The organism is Paenibacillus sp. GYB004 (assembly GCF_036577605.1).
Lineage (GTDB): Bacteria > Bacillota > Bacilli > Paenibacillales > NBRC-103111 > Paenibacillus_AB > Paenibacillus_AB oceani.
This window is the reverse complement of the sequence record NZ_JARBDB010000052.1, coordinates 1-19,899: the sequence shown is the minus strand read 5'-3', so window position 1 is coordinate 19,899 and position 19,899 is coordinate 1. Positions and strand designations below refer to the sequence as shown.

At 55.9% G+C, this 19,899-nt stretch carries 17 protein-coding genes and 1 pseudogene; 6 read left to right on the top strand and 12 right to left on the bottom strand.

Annotated features, from left to right (window positions below; genetic code table 11):
- Positions 1-16: 16 nt before the first annotated feature.
- Both PV433_RS21665 and PV433_RS21660 read right to left on the bottom strand, forming a co-directional pair.
- On the bottom strand, positions 17-217 hold the full coding sequence (locus PV433_RS21665) for a stalk domain-containing protein (protein WP_190931721.1): 201 nt from the start codon (positions 215-217) through the stop codon (positions 17-19).
- An 18-nt stretch (positions 218-235) separates the two neighbouring features.
- Positions 236-721 carry a VOC family protein gene (locus PV433_RS21660; protein ID WP_332074137.1) on the bottom strand — a complete coding sequence of 162 codons (486 nt, stop codon included), beginning with the start codon at positions 719-721 and terminating at the stop codon, positions 236-238.
- Positions 722-919: 198 nt separating this feature from the next.
- Here PV433_RS21660 and PV433_RS21655 point away from each other — a divergent pair, with 198 nt between their 5' ends.
- Positions 920-2,974 (top strand): LuxR C-terminal-related transcriptional regulator, encoded by a 2,055-nt coding sequence (locus PV433_RS21655; RefSeq protein WP_332074136.1) that lies wholly within the window; start codon positions 920-922, stop codon positions 2,972-2,974.
- A gap of 200 nt (positions 2,975-3,174) precedes the next feature.
- Positions 3,175-4,512, top strand: coding sequence for a DUF2088 domain-containing protein (locus PV433_RS21650; protein WP_332074135.1), 1,338 nt, complete (start codon positions 3,175-3,177; stop codon positions 4,510-4,512).
- A 3-nt stretch (positions 4,513-4,515) separates the two neighbouring features.
- Here PV433_RS21650 and PV433_RS21645 read toward each other — a convergent pair whose 3' ends face one another.
- The 6 genes from PV433_RS21645 to PV433_RS21620 all read right to left on the bottom strand — a co-directional run bounded on the left by PV433_RS21645 (position 4,516) and on the right by PV433_RS21620 (position 10,344).
- Positions 4,516-5,508, bottom strand: a complete 993-nt coding sequence (locus tag PV433_RS21645; protein WP_442951563.1) for a FecCD family ABC transporter permease — start codon at positions 5,506-5,508, stop codon at positions 4,516-4,518.
- A gap of 28 nt (positions 5,509-5,536) precedes the next feature.
- On the bottom strand, positions 5,537-6,544 hold the full coding sequence (locus PV433_RS21640; protein ID WP_332074133.1) for a FecCD family ABC transporter permease: 1,008 nt from the start codon (positions 6,542-6,544) through the stop codon (positions 5,537-5,539).
- A 10-nt stretch (positions 6,545-6,554) separates the two neighbouring features.
- On the bottom strand, positions 6,555-7,559 hold the full coding sequence (locus tag PV433_RS21635) for an iron-hydroxamate ABC transporter substrate-binding protein (RefSeq protein WP_332074351.1): 1,005 nt from the start codon (positions 7,557-7,559) through the stop codon (positions 6,555-6,557).
- A 38-nt stretch (positions 7,560-7,597) separates the two neighbouring features.
- On the bottom strand, positions 7,598-8,350 hold the full coding sequence (locus tag PV433_RS21630; RefSeq protein WP_332074132.1) for an alpha/beta hydrolase: 753 nt from the start codon (positions 8,348-8,350) through the stop codon (positions 7,598-7,600).
- A gap of 71 nt (positions 8,351-8,421) precedes the next feature.
- Positions 8,422-10,083 carry an AraC family transcriptional regulator gene (locus tag PV433_RS21625; protein WP_332074131.1) on the bottom strand — a complete coding sequence of 554 codons (1,662 nt, stop codon included), beginning with the start codon at positions 10,081-10,083 and terminating at the stop codon, positions 8,422-8,424.
- A gap of 132 nt (positions 10,084-10,215) precedes the next feature.
- Positions 10,216-10,344, bottom strand: a complete 129-nt coding sequence (locus tag PV433_RS21620; RefSeq protein WP_332074130.1) for a hypothetical protein — start codon at positions 10,342-10,344, stop codon at positions 10,216-10,218.
- Positions 10,345-10,419: 75 nt separating this feature from the next.
- Between PV433_RS21620 and PV433_RS21615 the strand changes: the two genes are divergently transcribed.
- Positions 10,420-11,241, top strand: coding sequence for an alpha/beta hydrolase (locus PV433_RS21615; RefSeq protein ID WP_332074129.1), 822 nt, complete (start codon positions 10,420-10,422; stop codon positions 11,239-11,241).
- Positions 11,242-11,312: 71 nt separating this feature from the next.
- On the opposite strand, the gene PV433_RS21610 is transcribed toward PV433_RS21615, so the two are convergent.
- Both PV433_RS21610 and PV433_RS21605 read right to left on the bottom strand, forming a co-directional pair.
- A complete protein-coding gene (locus PV433_RS21610; RefSeq protein WP_332074128.1) occupies positions 11,313-14,414 on the bottom strand; it encodes a hybrid sensor histidine kinase/response regulator in 3,102 nt (1,033 codons plus the stop codon).
- 107 nt (positions 14,415-14,521) lie between these two features.
- The gene (locus tag PV433_RS21605; protein WP_332074127.1) at positions 14,522-15,544 is read right to left on the bottom strand and encodes an iron-hydroxamate ABC transporter substrate-binding protein; all 1,023 of its coding nucleotides are present in this window, start codon (positions 15,542-15,544) and stop codon (positions 14,522-14,524) included.
- Positions 15,545-15,937: 393 nt separating this feature from the next.
- Between PV433_RS21605 and PV433_RS21600 the strand changes: the two genes are divergently transcribed.
- Together PV433_RS21600 and PV433_RS21595 are read left to right on the top strand one after the other, a co-directional pair.
- On the top strand, positions 15,938-16,789 hold the full coding sequence (locus PV433_RS21600; RefSeq protein ID WP_332074126.1) for an AraC family transcriptional regulator: 852 nt from the start codon (positions 15,938-15,940) through the stop codon (positions 16,787-16,789).
- Positions 16,790-16,898: 109 nt separating this feature from the next.
- Entirely contained in the window at positions 16,899-17,756 is an 858-nt protein-coding gene (locus PV433_RS21595) for a phytanoyl-CoA dioxygenase family protein (RefSeq protein WP_332074125.1), read from the top strand.
- A gap of 363 nt (positions 17,757-18,119) precedes the next feature.
- On the opposite strand, the gene PV433_RS21590 is transcribed toward PV433_RS21595, so the two are convergent.
- Both PV433_RS21590 and PV433_RS21585 read right to left on the bottom strand, forming a co-directional pair.
- A complete protein-coding gene (locus PV433_RS21590) occupies positions 18,120-18,293 on the bottom strand; it encodes a hypothetical protein (RefSeq protein ID WP_332074124.1) in 174 nt (57 codons plus the stop codon).
- Positions 18,294-18,395: 102 nt separating this feature from the next.
- A pseudogene (locus tag PV433_RS21585) lies at positions 18,396-18,770 on the bottom strand (sigma-70 family RNA polymerase sigma factor); the annotation flags it as partial.
- Between the two features lie 237 nt (positions 18,771-19,007).
- On the opposite strand from PV433_RS21585, the gene PV433_RS21580 reads away from it, so the two are divergent.
- Positions 19,008-19,505: a hypothetical protein gene (locus PV433_RS21580; protein WP_332074123.1), complete on the top strand. Its 498-nt coding sequence runs from the start codon at positions 19,008-19,010 to the stop codon at positions 19,503-19,505.
- Positions 19,506-19,899: the final 394 nt, after the last annotated feature.

Below are 19,899 nucleotides of genomic sequence, written 5' to 3'. Positions count from 1 at the left end.
CCCGCTACGACTTTTTCTACTCCACAGCATCGGTAATGAAAATCTCCTCATCGTCGAACAACACTTTCATGTTGACATTTTCGAGTACCAAACGAACCGGTACGGACATCCTGCTGTCCCTGAATACCGCCTGAGCAGCCAGCGTGTGCAGCTTCCCGTTCACGTAAGCCTCCTTCTTGTCGATCGTCAGGACGATCTCGATCCCTTCCCCTTCCATCGTTTCGCTGCTCCTCCTTCATTCCCCGGCCTCATCCGATTGCTGCGGTTGTTCCTCCCGATTCTCGCTTTGCCACTTTCCGATGTCATCATCTGTCCACGATTCCAGCTGAATCGCCCGGATCGCCCTGCGGCTGATCTTCAACCGCTGCGGCCATAACACCTCGATCCGGTTCCCTTCCGGATCGCCGAATTGAAACGAAACTCCCCAGCCTTCGGTATACGGCCCATGTACGCGAATGCCCCGCGACCGGACATTCCTCCATAAACCTTGCAGCGCGCCTAGCGATTCTGCATAAAACGTCATCTGTACCTGACGTGGATCGCCGACAAAGCTGATCTCGTAATAGTCCGTCTCCGGCCGGAAAGCAAGAAACGTCTGATCCTCGTGCTTCCGGCAGAACGCCGCGAGCTGCATATCGAATACCGACCTGTAAAACGACGCCAGTTTCTTTGCATCCCGGGCGTACAGCGCGGCGCTGCCCAGTCGAAATGGATTGGTCATCCCTGCACCCGCTCCCTCCTCCTTCGTTCTACCCTAACCTTATCACGGACCCGATCCGGGAATAAGTATCCGGTCAGATACAAATGGGGTATCCGAATGGATACCCCAACCCCATATTTCTATATCGCTTTGAGCCGAATCCGAGTAAAATAAGGAATGCCAGTAATTTCCGATCCTGATCGAAGAAGGTGTAAATCGATGGCAGAGGACGAACGGCTGGATGAGCTTGAGAGCCAAATGCTCGTCGGAAGACAGCGGGAAATCGCCGCCTTCCTGCAACATTTTCACGACAGCTCCCGGTCCAAAAAAATAGTAAACGTATACGGCACGGCCGGAATCGGCAAAAGCACGCTGCTCGACGAGTACGACAAGCTGGCGCAAGCAAGCGGCGGGATCACCGTTACGATCGACAGCGAAGGTTTCGTCAAAACGCCGGAAGCGTTCTGCCGCCACATCCTGGACTCACTCGAATGGCCTGGCGATGATTCCTCCGACCCGGCGCGCCTCCCCGTCGAATGCGTATCTGCGCTGAACGAAACGGCTTCCGGGCGGCGTGTCGTTCTCCTGATCGACGCTTACGAGCATTTGGAGGCGCTCGATCAATGGCTGCGGGAGTTTTTTCTGAAGAAACTCGATAAACACGTACTGATTGTCATCTCAGGACGGTATGCGTTGTCCGAAGTCTGGTATTTGTCCCCGGCATGGAGGCAGCTTCTCGTAAAGCTTCCTCTCTCGGATCTGGATTACGAGTCGGTCGTACGTTTCGCAGAATATACCCATATATTCGACCAGCCGACGATTCAGCGGATATGGCGTCATTCCGGAGGCCATCCTTTGACGATGTCGCTGCTTACCCTCCTCTTGGGTCAGTCCCCCACCGGCGAAGCTCAGCTGTACACGGACGATCACGATACGCTCTCGTTTATCGTAAGCCGCTGGCTGCGGGAAGTGCCGGGCGAGCATATGCGTCCTTTTATCGAAGCGGCTTCGGTGCTTCGGCAATTTAACCAGGAGAACTTGTCGTTCATCATGGACCGGGAGATTACCGCCTCCGAGTTTTATCAGCTCATCCGCTTCTCCTTCATCCGCAAAGTCGACCGCGGGTGGACCGTACACAGCCTGATGAGAGAGGCGGTCAACCGGGAGCTTCTCGCCCGGACTCCCAAGCGTTACGAGTCGATCCGTTCGCGGGCGCTGGCTTATTATTACCAGCAGTTGACCGAATCGGGCCGGCCGTCTCCTACCGCCAGAGAAGCGATAGAATTGATGTATTATATCGGCGACGCCTTGATCCGCGCGTTTATGAACTGGTTCGAGCTGTCGCCCCGGCACTTCGAGACGGCAGGCGCCAATTACCGGGAAGCGCTCGAGTTATACGCCCGGGACCGGTACGCCAATGCCAAGGATACCCGGATCGAGCTGTACGACCCTTATACGGACGGTTCGTTTCATTTTCACCTTACGGCGGAGCAGACGTGCTTCACGATCAAAGACATCGACTTCGGCGCCTTGTTCACGCTCGGATACGATGTCGTCCGGGTCATGAAAGACGCGGGAGGCGCCATCATCGGAGTCGCGGTCATCATACCGATTAACGCGAACACGCTGCCTTATTTGAAGAAAGCTCCGCGCTCGGCGGCGTACTTCAACCATCTGCCTCCCGATCTGGCGAAACGGCTGAACGTACCCGGCCATACGAGAGCCGGCTGGTTTATTGAGACGATCGATACCGCCGACTTCGCAGACGCTTCCCAGCAAACTGCAATCGGTCATCTGCTCCATTCCCTGATCTTCACCGGCGAGTTGATCATCGAATCGCCGTCGCCTCATCCGTACTTCGTGGAAACTCACAAAAGCCTCGGCTTCAAAACCGCGCCGTACGGCACCCATCGCATTTACGACGGCGTAACCGAAACGGCGACGTTCATACTCGACTTACATAACGAGCAAGTGCTCAGCTACATCCATAAAATGATACAGGTTACCGGGCAGGCCGGCCTTTTCCCTCCGCCGCAGCCTTCCGCCGAGGTAGCTGTGCCGGATCACACATCCCGAGACCGGATCTTGGAACGGACCGATATAACGGCGCGGGAGAAGGAAGTGGCGAAGCTGCTGGAGCAGGGACGCACGAACGCGGAGATTGCCTCGACCTTGTATTTGAGCGAGGTTACAGTCAAAAAACATATTAAATCGATGCTTGGCAAGCTGAACGCCACAAACCGGACTCAACTGCTAAAAAGGCTGCTGGAGTAATTTTGCAGGAAGCAGACGATTTCATAGAAGCAGCATTATAGTAAATTGCGGAATAATGCATTTGAATTCAAATTTAAAAACGTTCTGTAGTCCCTCCTTTCGGGAAGTTACAGAACGTTTTTGCAACAAAAGTCGACAAAATGGAGACAAACTAGAGTCTTCGTTGATCTACAACGCAAGCAAGTCTGGAGGAGCCGCACATGACCGCCGAATCACCTGTACGTTTGTACAAAATCAGGCAGCACGTTCCCGATAGCCGGATCGCCGATCTTCCTTCCGCGATACGCGGCTCAGTGGAGCAGTCGCTAAAGGAAGCCGCCCTGCCGTCCGGCGCGGCCGTCGCGATCACCGCCGGATCGCGGGGCATCCGAAGCATCGACGTTATACTGCGTACGGTCGTCGACCAGCTTCGGCAGAGAGGGTACCGCCCCTTCCTCGTCTCCGCCATGGGCAGTCACGGGAGCGGCGAAGCGGAAGGACAGCGTGAGGTGCTGGCCAGTCTGGGCATTACGGAGCGGTCGGTCGGAGCGGAGATCCGCTGCTCCGGCGAAGTGGTCCGGCTCGGCGCGACGGCGGGAGAGCCGGTCCCTGCGACCTCGGCTGCAACCTCGAACACAGCCGCAGGCGTCGCCGGCCTTCCGGTATATATGGCCAAGGAGGCGTTCGAAGCCGACGGTATCCTTATCATCAACCGGATTAAGCCGCATACCGCGTTTCAGGGCGATTACGAGAGCGGACTGCTGAAGATGCTCGCCGTCGGACTCGGCCGCGCGCCTGGAGCGAACAGCGTCCACAGCTTGGGGGCCAAGCAGCTGGCCGCCGCGATTCCCTCGATCGCGCGCGTCTGTCTGGAGAAGGCGCCGGTTATCGGCGGGATCGCCATCGTGGAGAATGCCGAAGAGCAGACCGCGATCATGGAAGGCATTCCGGCCGGGTCGCTGTTTGCCGCCGAGAAAAGACTGCTGCTGGAAGCGAAGCGGATGATGCCTTCGTTGCCGGTTCACCGGATCGATCTGTGTCTCGTCGGAGAGATGGGCAAAAACTACAGCGGCACCGGCATGGATGCCAATATCATCGGCCGGATGAGAATTCACGGGGTAGCGGAACCGAAGCTCCCGGATATTACATATGTCGGGGTACTGGGGCTGTCGTCTGCGTCCCGTGGCAATGCCGCCGGAATCGGGCTGGCCGATTTTACGACGGATGCCGTGGTCCGCAGCATCGACAAGCAGGCTACGTATCTCAATTGCCTGACCAGCGGTTTCGTGATGCGGGCGGCCGTCCCGATGAGCTTCGCTAACGACAGGGAGCTTGTGGACCAGGCGATGTTTGCATTAAAAACGCCGGACCCTCGGAAGGTCCGGCTGGTGTATATCAAAAACACGCTTCATCTCGATGAAGTTTGGGTATCCGAACCCGTCTGCGAAGAGCTTCGGGACCGGCCGGACTGTACGGTGCTCGAAGGTCCTCTCGCCTTGTCCTTCGACCGGAACGGGAGGCTCCTCCTGCCCGGATGTTCCGGAAGCGAAGCGGACTGAAGACTACGCCCGCTTTTTGTTCCGGTACAGCAGGAAAATAAAAAACGGAACGCCGATAATCGCGATCACGATCCCGACCGGGAGCTCGGCGGGAGCAAACACCATTCTTCCGATAAAGTCGGAGGCGAGGACGAGCAGCGCCCCGACTAATCCGCACACCGGCAATATCCGCCGATGCGCCCCTCCGACAAGCCGCCTCGCGATATGCGGGGCCATCAAGCCGATAAAGCCGATGCCGCCGGATACCGACACGCAGGCGCTGACCAGACCGATGCTGCACAGCAGCAGCAGCGCCTTCTCCTTCTCCGACGCTACGCCCACGCTTCTGACGCTGTTCTCGTCCAGTTGAAGAAGGTCGAGGATGTACGACTTCCGGATAATCACCGGGATAAGCAGCACCAGCCACGGCACAACCGCGCCGATATATTTCCAGTTCGCGTTGTAGATGCTTCCCGACGTCCAGACCGCGACCATCTCGAAGTCTTTGGCGTTCATCTTTAACGTCAGGTAAAGCGAGACGGCGCCCAGTCCGGCAGCGGCGGCGATTCCCGTCAGCAGCAGACGCTGCGGCTCCAGCCGGCCGTCCTTCCAGGAGATGGCGTAGATAAGCAGCGCCGCGGCAAGTCCGCCCGCCAGCCCGAACAGAGGCATCGCCATAATGGCGGCAAGTCCGGTCCCTTTAATCTGCCCTTGATAAAAATACAAAAAAATAACGATAGCCGCCCCGGCTCCGGCATTAATGCCCAGTATGCCCGGATCGGCCAGCCCGTTACGCGTCACGCCCTGCAGGACGGCCCCCGCGATGGCGAGTCCCATGCCGACCAGGATGGCGATCACGATGCGGGGCAGCCGCAGCTCGAAAATAACGAAGACGAAATCCTGCTGCGGATTGATCCCAAGCAATGTGGTGAACACATCCTTGACCGCCATATCGAACGCGCCGTTGGTCAGGCTCATATAAAAGGTCACCAGAATGATGCCGACGCCGACGGCCATCACGGCTGCAAAACGTCCGGTTGTCCCTTTATGCACGCTTTTCTCCCCCCCTCGTCCGGATCAGGTAGAGGAAAAACGGTACGCCGAGCATCGCCGTCACGACCCCGATCGGCATCTCGAACGGATAGTTGAGAAACCGGCTCAACACGTCGCAAAGCGCCAGGAATACGCCGCCCAGCACGGCCGAGCAAGGGATGATCCATTTGTAATCGAGACCGGTCAGAAAACGCGCGATATGGGGCACGATCAGGCCCACGAAACCGATCTTCCCGGCAATCGCCACCGATATGCCGGTCAGAATAACGACGCACAGCGTCGCCGCCAGCTTGATCAGCGCCGTCTTTTGGCCGAGGGAGACGGCGACGTCTTCGCCGAGCGCCAGTACGGATATCGACTTGGACAGCAGGAGCGCCATGATTATGCCGACGACCGCGAACGGAATGGTCAGCTTGATCAACGCCGGGTCCAACTGGTGCAGCCGGGCGTTGTACCAGAAGCTTATATTTTGCGATACTTGAAAGTAAGTCGACAACGCCGCGGAGACGCTGCTCAGGAACGTTCCGATAATCGTTCCGAGGATCGCCATCCTCACCGGAGACAGACCGCCGGGCAGAAGCGAGGCGAGGCCGAACACGAGCACGATGCTGAGCGCCGAGCCCGCGAACGAATACAGAATCATATCCATCGACGAACTGTTCGGCAGAAACACCATGCACAGCGTAATCGCAAACGCCGACCCGTCGGACACGCCCATAATCGAAGGGGATGCAAGATAGTTTCTTGTCATCCCCTGCATAAGCGCTCCAGAGACGGCGAGGAAAGCGCCGACCAGCAGCGCTCCCACCACACGCGGAATTCTGGAATGCATAATAATCTGATGGTTCACATTCCCTTCGTCAAACCGGAACAGCGAATCGCGGATCGTCCCGATATCGATCTGCTTGGCTCCGTACAGCACGGACAGCAGCATCGTCAGAACGATCGCAACCGGCGCGGTCCACAGGATGACGGCGGAGGCGCGCAACTGGAATCGCATAGGGCTCCGCTCACTTCGCCTGCATCAATTTGCTGGACTTGACCGCATCTAGGAACGCGATCTTGCTGTAAGCCGTGCCGCCTTGACCCGCCGGATCGACCAGGTTCACGAAGACGTTGCCGTTTTTGACCGCATTGATGCTTTTCCAGATCGGATTGTTCTGCAAATCTTGCAGCGCCTTCGGATTATCCGCATTTTCCTCCTCGGCGAACTGGACGAATACGTAGTCCGGATTCATCTCCGAGAACTTCTCGAGCGAGACGGTCTGCTGCGCCTTGGCCTGTTTGACTTCCTCCGGCACGGCGGCTCCGAGCTCCGCGTAGATGGACGGATTGAAGAATACGTCCTGCGGATACAGATTGATGCTGCCCGAGCGAACCCGGATCATAACGACCTTCTTGTCCTTGAATACCGGTCCGAGCTTCTCCTTCACCGCTTTGACCTCGTCCTTGTACGACTGCAGCGCCTTCTTCGCCTGTTCCTGCTTGCCCGTCAGTTCTGCGAGCAGATTGAGGTTCGCCTCCCAGTCCGTCGAGATGTGCGATATGGGAACCGTTGTACCGACCTTGCCCAGCTTCTCCAGCGTTTCCGCAGGAAACTTCGTGCTGGCGAGGATGACGTCCGGCTTGAGCTTGAGAATCGTCTCCAGGCTCGGCTGCGTTTTCTCCCCGATACCGGTAGAGCCTTCGGTGATTTTGGAGAAGATCGCCGGGAATTTGCCGCCTACGGTCAGCGCCCCGATCGGCTTAACGCCGAGCACCAGCGCGTCTTCCATCGATTCGACCGAACCGGTGATGACGATTTTGTCCGTAGGAACGGTTACCGTGTACTCCTTGCCGAGGTATGTCAGCTTTTTCGGGGCCGCCTGATTGGCTGCCGCCGGTGCCGCAGCCGCCGGAGTCTGGCTTCCGCTTCCTGCATGGGTCGTTCCCGCATTCCCTGTGGCCGGGGCGGCCGTCTCCTTCGCTCCGCAAGCGGTAAGTCCCAACATCAAAGCGGCAAGTCCTGTCAACATCAATCTCTTATTCACGTTTCTCGTTCCCCTCTCTTTGTTTACCCGTTTGAAAACATCCACTGCAGCGCCTCCGGAAAACGATCCGTAAAGCAGTTGAGCTCGTGGGACGCTCCTTCTTCGACGTGCAGCTTCAGCCGGTCCGGCGGGAACCCGCCGGCAAGCAGCACCTCATGTGCTTCAAACGTCCGGGCGACCATAGTTTTCTGAATGTTGGTTTTCGTTGCACCTTCCGCGGTCCCGACATACATGTAGATCCGCCGCTCCCCGTCTGCGATCGGCTTCTCCTTCATATACTCGACGAACCTCTCGTACCAGTACGAACCGGAGATGGAACCGATTCGGCCGAATACGCCGGGATGCTCATAGGCGGCGAACATCGAGATCAGACCGCCGAGGGACGCGCCGATCATGCCGGTATGACCGGGACCGCTCCCCGTCCGGTAGCGCTCCGCGATAAACGGCATCAGCTCCTCGACGAGATACGCGAGATACGCCGGCCCTTCTCCGGCAAAGTCGTTGAACTGCGCCGTCAGCTTGGGGGCCGGCCAAGGCGTATACTCATCTCGGCGTTCCTTCGGATCGATGCCCACCAGCAGCAGCGGCCGCACCAACCCGTCTGCCGTCATCCGCTCCAGCACCGTCAAACTGTCGCTTACATCCGGAGAGAACAGCTCATCCCCGTCGTGCACGTATACGACCGGCAGCTTCCCGGAAATGGTTCCGTATTGCGGCGGAACATACACCGTGAGAACTCTGCCGTTGTAAGTATGCCGATTGATTGTTCCTTCCAACTTGTCAGCCTCCAAGATAGCGGCATCCGCACAATATACGAGAACCGTTATCAGTTAATTGAAAATAATTCTCATTTAGAATTATAATCAACATCGGCACTCCCGAACATGGACAATTTCCGGAAATGAACTGGATGATCTCCATATACGTGACGAATCATGTCGTCCACCATCCGCTCCGCGGCGGAAGCCGAATATTCCCGCCAAGGGTCGGAGGAAATCGGATGGACGTAATTGCGGCGGACCGCCCTCAAATCTTTCCACAGCGGATTCGCTTGCAGCGACTGCCAGAACGCGAGCGATTCCGTCTCCTGACAGACGTTGACCAGAATCCGGCCGGCATCGATGTCCGCCAGTTCGGAGAAGCTTACCGTCCGGCCGCATACGGCTTCGTCGAACCCGCCCGGCGCATTCAAGCGCAGATCGCCGTACAGCACTTCCCGCATCCCGCGTCTCGGACAGAGCAGGCACGTATTCTTATGAATGCTGAGGACAAGCACCGTATCGTCCTGTATTTCACGCTTCAGCAGTTCGCGCGCCGTCGCCAGCTTTCTCTCGTAATCGCCGAGCCAGCGCTCCGCCTCGGCCGTCGCATCGAGCCATCCTGCGATCGTCCGCAGCTGCTGCCGCCAGTCGGCAGCGGGCTGTGTCAGGTTATGTACCGGAGCGATCGCCTCCAGCTTGAGCAGCTCATCGGGACGAAGATAATCCGCATGACACAGGATCAGATCCGGCCGCGCATGCGCCAGCGCCTCCACATTCGCCTCCCAATCGTGATTGAACCGGTAGGCGCTCAGATGAACGGGGATGTCGGAGCGGTATTTCTTATGATAGGACGCCGTCCATTTCGGATGCATCGGAGCCGCGTACGGCACGATGCCGAGCGCCAGCAGGTGTCCGAGGATGGCCGACGTGTAGGCGGCGATTTTGCGGCGGCGCTTCTTCATGTAAGCCGAAGGGGATACGCCCGCAGCCTGTTTGAATTTTCGGCTGAAATAAAACTCGTCGCTGTATCCGACCTGATGAGCGATATCGCGCAGCTTCGTTTCGGTCTGCACCATCAATTGTTTGGCGTGATTGACCCTGACCTCGGTCACGTAATCGATTGCGCTTTTGCCGTACGTCTTCTTGAACAGATCCACAAAATATTTCGGGCTGAGCTCGGCGATCCGCGCCAACTGCTCGATCGTCAAATTTTCATTGTAGCGGCTTTCGATGAATTGGCGCGTTCTTTCCAGCGCGCTGAGCGAGTCGTCCACCGGCAGTTGCCGCTTATGTTTCATCACTCCGTACAGCAGCTCGTGGAAGGCGGCTTGTCCCCGGAACCTCTCGAGCGGGTCTTCGCTGCGGCTGTACCCCAGCAGCAGCTCGCATTGGATAGCCGTTTGCGACTCCGGATACAGCGTTATTTCTCCCTTTAGCGGAAACGGCTCTGCGGCTTCCGAATCGGGCCGCACCTCGAATGAAATCCGGTACAGCTCCAGCCCTTCCGTACCGCCGGATACCCCTATCGTTTGCCCCGGCCATGCGGCATAGATCGTATCCGGACGCAGACGGTACTCGTCCAGATCGATGGTCAGACAGCCTTGTCCCCCCGTAGCTGCGATAAGCATATAAGAATCGATCAGTTGCTGCTCCAGACGGCCGCGCTGCCCGTCCACGCTCCGCAGCTTGATCCATAAGCGGTCCAAGACTGCCGGCCCGGGCAGCTGATCAGGAAGTCGATGAAACATCCTGGTTACGCCCCTTCATTTATTGAGAATGATTATCAGTATTAAAAGTAGCATGAACCCGTTCCCCGGTCAAGCCCAGTCTGAGCACGCCAACCTTTTCTCACCATAAGCAACTCCCGGCGCAGCTCCACGTCACACGCTGGCTGTCCGTCTCGCGTAGTCGGTATGGTGATGGCGCATCGCAATCGTAAGGCGGAATACGCCGACCTCCGCCGCAGCCCGCCGATTTCTCCCTGCTCCGGTTCCGGACGCGGTTGCCAAATGTTTGCTCTCCCGATTATAATGATAATCAATCTCAATTAGAGAAATGCTACTACGATACGGGGAGCCAAACCGATGACTTCACTCCAGCAGCAGCCTGTCCACATCCCGCGGTCCCAGCAGATGACCGCCGAATACCGGGGCCGAACGTACCGCATCTTTATCAGCATGCCCTCCCAATCGCCGCCGGCCTCCGGCTATCCGGTCATTTACGTGCTCGACGCCAATTCCGTGTTCGCAACGATGACCGAAACGATTCGCGCCCAATCGCGCACTCCCGAGAAAACGGGCGTATTTCCCGCTATCGTCGTCGGGATCGGCTACGAAACCGAGGAACCGTTTCACCCGAACCGGCATTACGACTTTACGATGCCCGTCCCCCGGTCCGAGCTGCCGAAGCACCCGACGGGCGGGGAATGGCCCAAGCAGGGCGGCGCGTCCGGCTTTATGACTTTTATCGAAGACGAGCTGAAGCCGGCGATCGCCGCCATGCATCCGGTCGATCCGGCCCGCCAGTCGATCTTCGGCCATTCGCTCGGAGGATTGTTTGTCCTGCACGCCTTCCTTACCCATCCCGGCGCTTTCCAAACGTATATCGCAGGCAGCCCGTCGATTCATTGGAATGAGAGCGCTCTGCTCGAGAAGGAGCGGACTTTACCCGCGAGGCTGAGCGGCGACGGCGGCCGGATCGGCCTCCTGATCGCGATGGGCGAACAGGAGCGTACGCACAAGAGCAACGCTTACGATAAAGCCGAAGCAATGGCCGCCCGCTTGTCCGCGCCGAACCATTCCCGGCTGGACGTATCGTTCAAATCGTTTGCCGAAGAAGGTCACATCTCCGTATTGCCGGTACTGATCAGTCATGCCGTCCGGTTTCTGTCGAAAAATCCCCGGTGAGCCGCAATAGGCGGCCCCTCCGGGGATTTTGTCCGTACAGCTTCAGCTTGCGCGGTGTCACGGGCCTCGGGTCAGACTTCGTCCGCAAGCGCCGCTTCCGGAACCTCAAACGAGACGCTCGTCCCTTCGCCAGGCTGGCTGCGTATCGACAATCCTTTGCCGTACAGCTGCTTCAATCGCCGATTCGTATTGATCAGGCCGATTCCGCCGCGGCTTGTCGTCCGGCTGAGCAGTCTGTTCACCGTTTCCTCATCCATTCCGTGGCCGTCGTCCTGCACCTCGAAATGAACGGCGCCTTGCAGCCTCAAGATCCGGATGCGAACGGTCCCTCCCTTCACCCGGCTGCATATCCCGTGCTTCACCGCATTTTCGACCAGCGGCTGGATCGTCAGCGGCGGAAGCAGCAGCTCGATGTCCGGTTCCACCTCCCAGACGACGGTCAGCCGTTCCTCGAACCGTTCCTTTTCGATATACAGATAAGCTTCGACCAGCTCCAGCTCATGGGATAGGCCGACCAGTTCCCCCGCGTTCAGGAAATCGAAGCTGATACGCAAATACGACGTAAAGGCGTCGCCCAATTTCCGCATCTTGTCGGTGTCGAGTTCGCTTAGAGCCATAATCGAGTTTAACGTATTAAACAAAAAATGAGGATGGATTTGCGATTGCAAGTAAGCGGCCTCCATGCGCAGCCGCTCCTTCAACGATTGCTTGACGGCGGCGAGCGACCAGATCCGGTATTTCAGATCCAGGGCGTCGACCGGCTTCGTGACGTAATCGTTGGCTCCGGCTTGAAAGCCGGCATAGCTGTCTTCAGGCTGGCTGCGAGCGGTCAGCAGCAAGACCGGCAGCTCGGATATGGCGTAACGCTCCCTGATCCGGCGCGTCAACTCGTAGCCGGACATCTCCGGCATCATCACATCCGCGATAACGAGATCCCACTGGCCGGCGGCAAGCAGCTCCAGCGCCTGGCTGGGGGACGTCGTCGTCCGGACCTGGTAAGACTCCGCCGAAAGAATGCCGGACAGCACCTGCAGATTGATCGGATCGTCGTCGACCGCGAGAATATGGATCTTGCCGCCCGCTCGAGGCGGCGATACGTCCGGCACCGGGGAGGCGGCGACGAGTTGGTCCCCGGCCGGCGGACGGTCCGCCCCGGTCCGGTCTGCCGCTGCGATCTCCTCTTCGGCCGGAAGCCCGAACGCGGGCGCGGAGGAAGAAGACTCGGACTCGGACACCGCCGCAAGCGGCAGCGTGAAGCTGAACTCCGAACCTTTGCCCGGCTCCGAACGCACGGTTAGCGTTCCGCCCTGAAGCTCGACGAGCTGCTTGCAGATGCTTAATCCGAGACCGATCCCTCTGCTGCGGTCCAGCCCGGGCGTCCCTTGCTCGTACGGCAGAAAGATGCGGGCCAACGTCTCTTCGTCCATCCCCGATCCCGTATCCGTCACATACGTGACGAGCATCCCGTCCTTCGCTTCCGCGGTCATCGTCACCGAGCCTTCATTCGTGTAGGTGATCGCGTTATGGACCAGATTTTGAATAATTTGCACCAGCCGTTTCTCGTCGGCGAGCACCGGCGGCATCGACTCGGGGATGTCCATCTGGAGAGCGATCGGTTTGTTATCGGTCATGAAGACAAGCATGCCCATAACGCCGGACGCTACAGACTGCACGTGCACGGGCTTGCGATGCAGCTGAATCCGTTCCTCCTTCAGCCGTACCACATCCAGCAGATCGTCGAGCAGACGGGACATCTGACGGCTGATCGAGACCAGCAGCTCCATGTCGCGCAAGCTTCTGCCCCCCATCACCGGCTTCTCCCTGTTCGCCACAGTCCGGGCGATATTCATAATGGCGTGCAGCGGCGTCCTCAGCTCATGGGACGTCTGGGCAAGAAATTGATCCTTCAGCTTGTCCGATTTGCGCAGTTGTTCGTTCAGCTTCGCATTGTCCTGCGCGTTGCGGACGTACCGCTTGAACCAGTACGCGGAGAAGCCGACGATCGCCGCAATAATGTCGATCGGGTAGTAGATCGCGCTGACCTTGCCGTACGGACTGATCATCCCCCATATAACGCTGGAGGCAATACTCGTCGCTGCGACAAGCAGGAAGAAGGCGTCCGGCTCCTTCCTGCGAGCCACTTTTCCGATCAGATACACAAACCAGATAAACGGAAGCATGTACAATACGGAAAATACACGGAAGCCGTAGCTATAATAAACGAGTGTCACTGGAGCAGCCACAATAAATGCCGAGTACGCGCCCAATACGGCGGCATACAGTCTGAACCGGGTAGAGCCGGACGGAGTATCCGAGAAATACCGGGCAAGCAGCACCATGAAGAAGGTCAGCCACATGTACGAGAGGAGCCTTATTTTAAACGACCACGTATAATTCAGCGGAAGCCATAGCTGCAGCAGCTTGTCGTGATCCGACACGATTGTAATGCCGGCCGCAAGCAGCAAAAGGAAAAAAACGAGAAAAGCTTTTTGCTGCGGATTAAACAAAAATAAAACGATGGCATACACCCCGTGAAGCAGCAGAACGGTAAACGTAACGAGCTGGAACCCGATCGAGTACCACCGTTCCGTGTCGACCGCCGCCTGCGTTCCGAAGCGTATCGGCTTTACGATGCCTCCATGTATCGTGTTGTCGAAGTTTGCTACGGTCACCAGCAGCTCAATCTCGTTCGTACCCGCGTGGTTGTAAGAAGCGGTGTAAGATGCCGATTTCGGTTTATACGCAGCTGCGCTTTCTCCCAGTTGGCCGAATTCACCGGCGAATTCCCCATTAATTTCGAGTCGGGAAGCCGCCTGTATATCGGTGATCCAGAACGCATACGGCTGATCCGGCAAAGGATCGGCGAGGATTCGCAGCCTATATGTTCCATAACCAGACGGGGAACCTGTCTGTTCGTCGATCGTTCCTTCCCAATCGCCTGGAACCTGAATATATTGGCGCCCCTCCCCGGACGACCGCACGTCTTCATTGAAGACGAGAGCTTCGGGATACAGCTCCCATTCGCCGTTCAGTTGGATCGTCCGCTTACTGCTGAAGTCCCATCCCCTCAGATCCAGCACGCCTTGAACCGCAGTCGGAGCCGGACCTAGGGAATACTGGAACCAGAATACCCGAAGACAAAGCAGAACGATCAGAAAAACTAAAAAAAGCATCAGATGCTTCCAACTATACGTTTTGGATGTTCGTATCATACTCTCTTATTTCGCCACGGAATACGATCATTCCTTTCTCCGCTCCACAGGAATGATTTGCCCCGGTACTAACGGCTTCCGGTAAGTTTCTGGACGATAAATTCCAGATGTTTCTCCATCGATACCGGATCGTTGAAATAGGCCGCGTCTTTGTTGAGTTCGAAAACCCGGTTGTTTTTAACGGCGGGCAGATTTTTCCATATCGTGCTTCCGTACACGGCATCCGGATCGCCCTGATCTCCTGTCCACGGGCTGGTAAATATAAAATCGCCGGCATACTCGGGAAGCACCTCCAGCGATAGGCTCGCCCACCCCTTGCCGTTGTCGATCGCGTCCTTCTGAATCGGCGAAGGCGCCTTCAGCTTAAACTCGCCGTACAGAATCTCGCCGCCTCTTCCGTAATTATGCCCGAAGGCGTAGATCCCTTTCGCGTAAGGCTGGAGAATCGATACGGTTTGGTCGCCGACGGCGGCTTTCACTTTCGGCTCGGCATCCTTAATCTTCTGATCCCACTTCGCGATCCAGTCTGCGGCCTGTTTTTCCCGGCCCGTCAGCTTGCCGAATTCCAGCAGCTGCTCGCGCAGCGGAAGCTTGCCGTAAGCGATCGCCACCGTTGGCGCGATTTTGGACAATTGATCGATGCTGCCGTCATCGCTTTGGAAGACGATAATCAAATCCGGCTGCAGCTCCAGCACTTTCTCGGTCGACTTCCCGTCGCCCAAATCCGGCACGTTCACATATCCGGCAAAGTATGGGTTGCTCTTCACATGATCGGTGACACCGATCGGCTGAATGCCGAGAGCCAGCAAATACCCGTAGTAGCTGTCCCCCAGCACGAGTACGCGCTTCGGCTGTTTGGGCACCTCAATTTTGCCGTTGGCCGCCTCGTATGCCATCGTTCCTTTATCTTCCATCTGGGCAGCGCCGGGGGACGCTCCATTGGACGACGACGCTCCAGCGGACGCCCCTGAACCGTTCGAACCTGCCCCGCCCTCCTTGACGGACGCTTGTCCGCATCCAGCTGCAACGGCCAGCACGATGATCATGCAGACCATCGCCGATACAACCCGCAATCGATTCCAACTCATCATGTTCCACCCTCCGAAATTTGTTGATAATGATAATCGTTATCATTATATCAAACAACTTTTACAAAGCAACTAAAATTTGCCGCTGCGCGCAAAAAAAAGACAGAGCCCTCCTGCGGCTCTGTCTCCGGTTTATCTAAGCACTCCTTTTTGCACAATATGCACGCGGGCTTCCGGGCGAATCTTCACTTTCACGTATCCCAGTCCAGCTGCTTCCACGTATCGGAATGATGCGCGGTCAGCTTTCTTCCGATGCCGAAGGCGGCGCAGTTTGATTGCTGCAGCTTCTTGACGATTGCGGAAAACGGCGCCGAAACGAGGCTGGAACTGCCCGGACGTTTGAAGTAAACTGAGAGTGCTTTGGTACGAATGGGAAGGAAATGGAGGCGCTTAACCGTGAACCACCCTTTGGAATCCGTTACTTTTCTGCCAAGTCCATCTTACGGCAAACGGGACTGCGCGCCGGGATGGTACTGGGATCACCAGACTCCGTTCCATGACTACGATATCTTCTATGTGTTGTCCGGCAAAGGCACGATGACGCTCGGCGGGGAGCGGTTCGAGCTTCAGAAACAGAGCTGCCTGATCATGCGCCCCGGCGACCTTCCGAAAGCGGTACAAGATCCGCACGACCGGCTGACGGTGCTGTATTTGCATTTTCAGGTTGCGGACACGGGCGGCAAGGTGCCGCTTTTTCCGTTTCCGCGGTTTACGGTAACCGGCGGCGCTTTTCGCGCGGAGAACCTGCTGTATGCGATCATGGAGCTGCTTGATGTTCCGGCGCCGCTGCAGGAGCTCGAATTCGACAGCCTGATGAAGCAGTTTTTCGTCCGGCTGTTCCGGCTGCACCTGGTTCCCCGCGATTACGGCCCGGGTTCGGTCAAACAAATGCAGCGGGTCCGCCAGATGATGGCTTACATCCGGGAAGCCAGGGGCGTCGATGTCGACTTGGAGGAAATGGCCGATGCGGTGGGCATGTCCCCTTCCTATATGAGCCGGCTGTTCAAAGCTTGCAGCGGAGTTACGCTGAAGGCGTTCATCGCGAGGACCAAAGTGGAGAGCGCCCGCGATCTGCTGGTGGAAACCCGGATGAGCGTCTCCCAGGTAGCCGAACGTATGGGCTACAGCGACGTCTACGCATTCAGCAAAAGTTTCAAGCGGGTGTTCAACGTAGCTCCGTCCCAATACCTGGCTAACGCCAGACTGTCCCGGCCCGCTCCCGGCTCCCGACAGCCGCCTTCCCGCTGACGCTACGCCTGGCTCCTCTACGTTTCAGGACATCAATATGCGACATCGCGCATTCCGGTTCCTTCTATCATCTGTTACGATACGATCAAACGGGTGAAGGAGGATGGCCATGTTCAATCCGGCAGCGAATCCGCAGGACATCGCGCAGCGATTGTATCGTTACGATAAACTGGCCGAGCATCGGGTCGGGACGGTGGACGACATAACGGAGGAGACGGTGCGCAATTACCGGGAACTGGGTTATGTGGCGATTGACGAGGTGCTGAGCGCAGATGAGCTGGAGAAGGCGATTCAAGACATCTCCGACACGATTCACGGCAAAATCGTCGGACCGAAAATTCAATATTTCAAAGGCAAACGCGAGATGGAAGAAGCCGGCCATTTCCTTACGCCGGAGGAACAGGAGTTTGCAGTCCGCAAGCTTCATAAATTTATCGGCTACTGCCCGAATCTGCATCATATTTGCTATCATCCGAAGATCAGGAAGGTGCTAGAGATGGTGTTCGGCGAAAAGCCGCGCTTCTGCGAAGATCAGGCGCTGCTCAAGCCTCCGTCCAAGGAAGCCGGGATCGAGAAGCCTTGGCATCAGGATATGGCCTACTCCAATTTCTCTTTTACGAAAATGGTCGCCGGGGTGTGGATCGCCCTGGATGAAGCCGCTCTCGACAACGGATGCATGCATGTCATTCCGCGTTCCCACAAAAACGGCCCGGTGCCGCATTACGCCGTAAGAGACTGGCAGCTGTGCGATACCGCAGTGGACGTTCAGAAGGACGAAGCCGTGCCGCTGCGGCCGGGCGGGATTCTCGTCTTCTCCGGCTTGCTCCATCACGGCACGCCTCCGAATTTATCGAATAAGCGGAGACGGGCGCTCCAGTTCCACTATGCTCCCGAATCGGCGGTCAAGATGACGCCCGACCAGTACAAAGTCGTGTTCACGAACGAGATGACGCAGGCCGAGTGTTAGGTTAGCGTTCCTTGGGCCAAAAACATGCGCCTATGCAGGTATTGTCAGCGGCAGAAGCATTCCGGCCGATGGCCAGCCGTCTTGTGGGAACACTTAACCGTCCGGGGATATCCCGGACGGTCTTTTGGGTACGAGCCTACTCGGATAGCCGCTAGTAACACACTCGTCGAGGCTGTCGATTCATTATGGACAACCAAGTGGAAAGGGAAAAGATTACCTTCTGGCGAGTTTTGTCTGGAATCCCCTACCTTACAATCCTTATTCAATCAAGGGATTCCGGACAACCTGTTTGAGTAGAAGAAGGTAACTTTTCACTTGGAACGGCCTGCTAACACTTCTACACATTGAATCGACAGGCTCTCGTCAACTTCTATTTTTGAACAGGTTCGCTAGCATTTGTGCGGCTTCCTTCATCATTTCGCGAATGGTTACGATATCCAGGCCGTAATATTTGTCGGTATCCAGAAAGTGGACGTTCCCCCGTTTGACCGCTTCCAGAGGGTTCAATAAGCCGGATTGCTGGATTTCCTTATACACCTGCTGGTCAGCCGGTCGATGCTCCGGCTGCCCCGTGATGTCGTGCGATCAAGCTCGCTTGCCCGTCCTGCCGTTATCCGCGTCATCCCACTTCCAACTCGTTCACCGCTTCGCCTTATAAAACTCATGGTACAGCTTCATCAGCGCCCGCTTCTCGATCCGCGACACATACGAGCGCGAGATGCCGAGCTCCTTGGCGATTTCCCGCTGCGTCCGCTCTTCTCCGCCGTGCTCCAGGCCGAACCGGCCGACGACGACTTCCTTCTCGCGGTCGTCGAGAATGTCCAGGTTTTTGTATATTTTCGACTTTTCGATCTTCAGTTGCACTTTGTCCACGACATCATCGGCTTCCGTGCCGAGGATATCGATGAGCGTTATTTCATTGCCTTCCTTATCCGTTCCGATCGGATCGTGCAGCGACACATCCTTGCGGGTTTTCTTAAGCGATCTCAAGTGCATGAGAATTTCGGTTCTAATGTCAATAGTGGAGCATTCAAATGCCTACGTTGTACTAACTTAACGTGAAACATACATCGCAGACATATTCAGGTGAGGCCTCCGTGACTTGGTTTGCCCATATCGTCTGTGTTTACCTTCTTGATCGGGCCCCTCCAACAACAAAGGCGTTTGTTTTTCTACGAATATTCTCTTCCTGTATTCAATATATTTGGTATGTAGAAGAACTGTTAAGGGGGAATTGTTCTGAAGGACAAATTGTTAATTGCTGTTTTAGGAAATAGGAATTCGGGGAAATCAACAACCTGGCAAACATTGTTTAATGATCGTAACGTAAGAACTGCACAAAAATCACTCAGACAGCTTCATTTTAATGATCAAGAATACACAAACGTATTTTTGATTAATGGATCTCCACAGGAAAGACAAAGAAATGTTGAGGAAATAATTCAAGTTGGCTATGACCCAGAGATAGTCCTTTGCTCTTTACAGTACACGGATGATGCTATAAACAGCTTGAAATATTTCGCAGAAAAAGACTACTTTATATATTTACATTGGCTTAATCCAGGGTACAATGATCAAGCATCTTACGTGGACCGTCTAAACTTGATTCCCATGTTGCTAACTTATAATTCCCTTGTAGGGCAAAGAGACGGTAAGATCGATCCTATAACACGTATGGAAGAAATAAAAGAATATATTTATAACTGGGCAAAAAAGAACCAATTAATAAAAATGCTTAATATCATCTGACATAATGTAAAAAGTTGCCTACACTTGCGGGCAACTTTTTTAATATTGTATGTGGACAATTGCTCTTCAACTCAGCTTAGCTTTTTCATTTTAAGTTACCTTTTGGCAATTTTCTTTAACAATAACCATTTTGCCATATCAGCCGCAAAACCCAGGAAATAATGCTTTGAACAATTAACATCCCTCATGATGACAGTTTCTTTTATCGTCTGCCCTGAATTGGTAGTAACAAAATATTCAACTGCAGGTTGACCATCAATAAGGAGCTATTCCTGTAATGAAGTAGTTTGAGCTTTGAATGAAAAAAGCGCCTCTAGTATACTGGGAAACGTTCCGACCAAAGAACAGATCCCCATATGAAAAGAGGCACTCACCATGAAGCATAAGCTAAAAC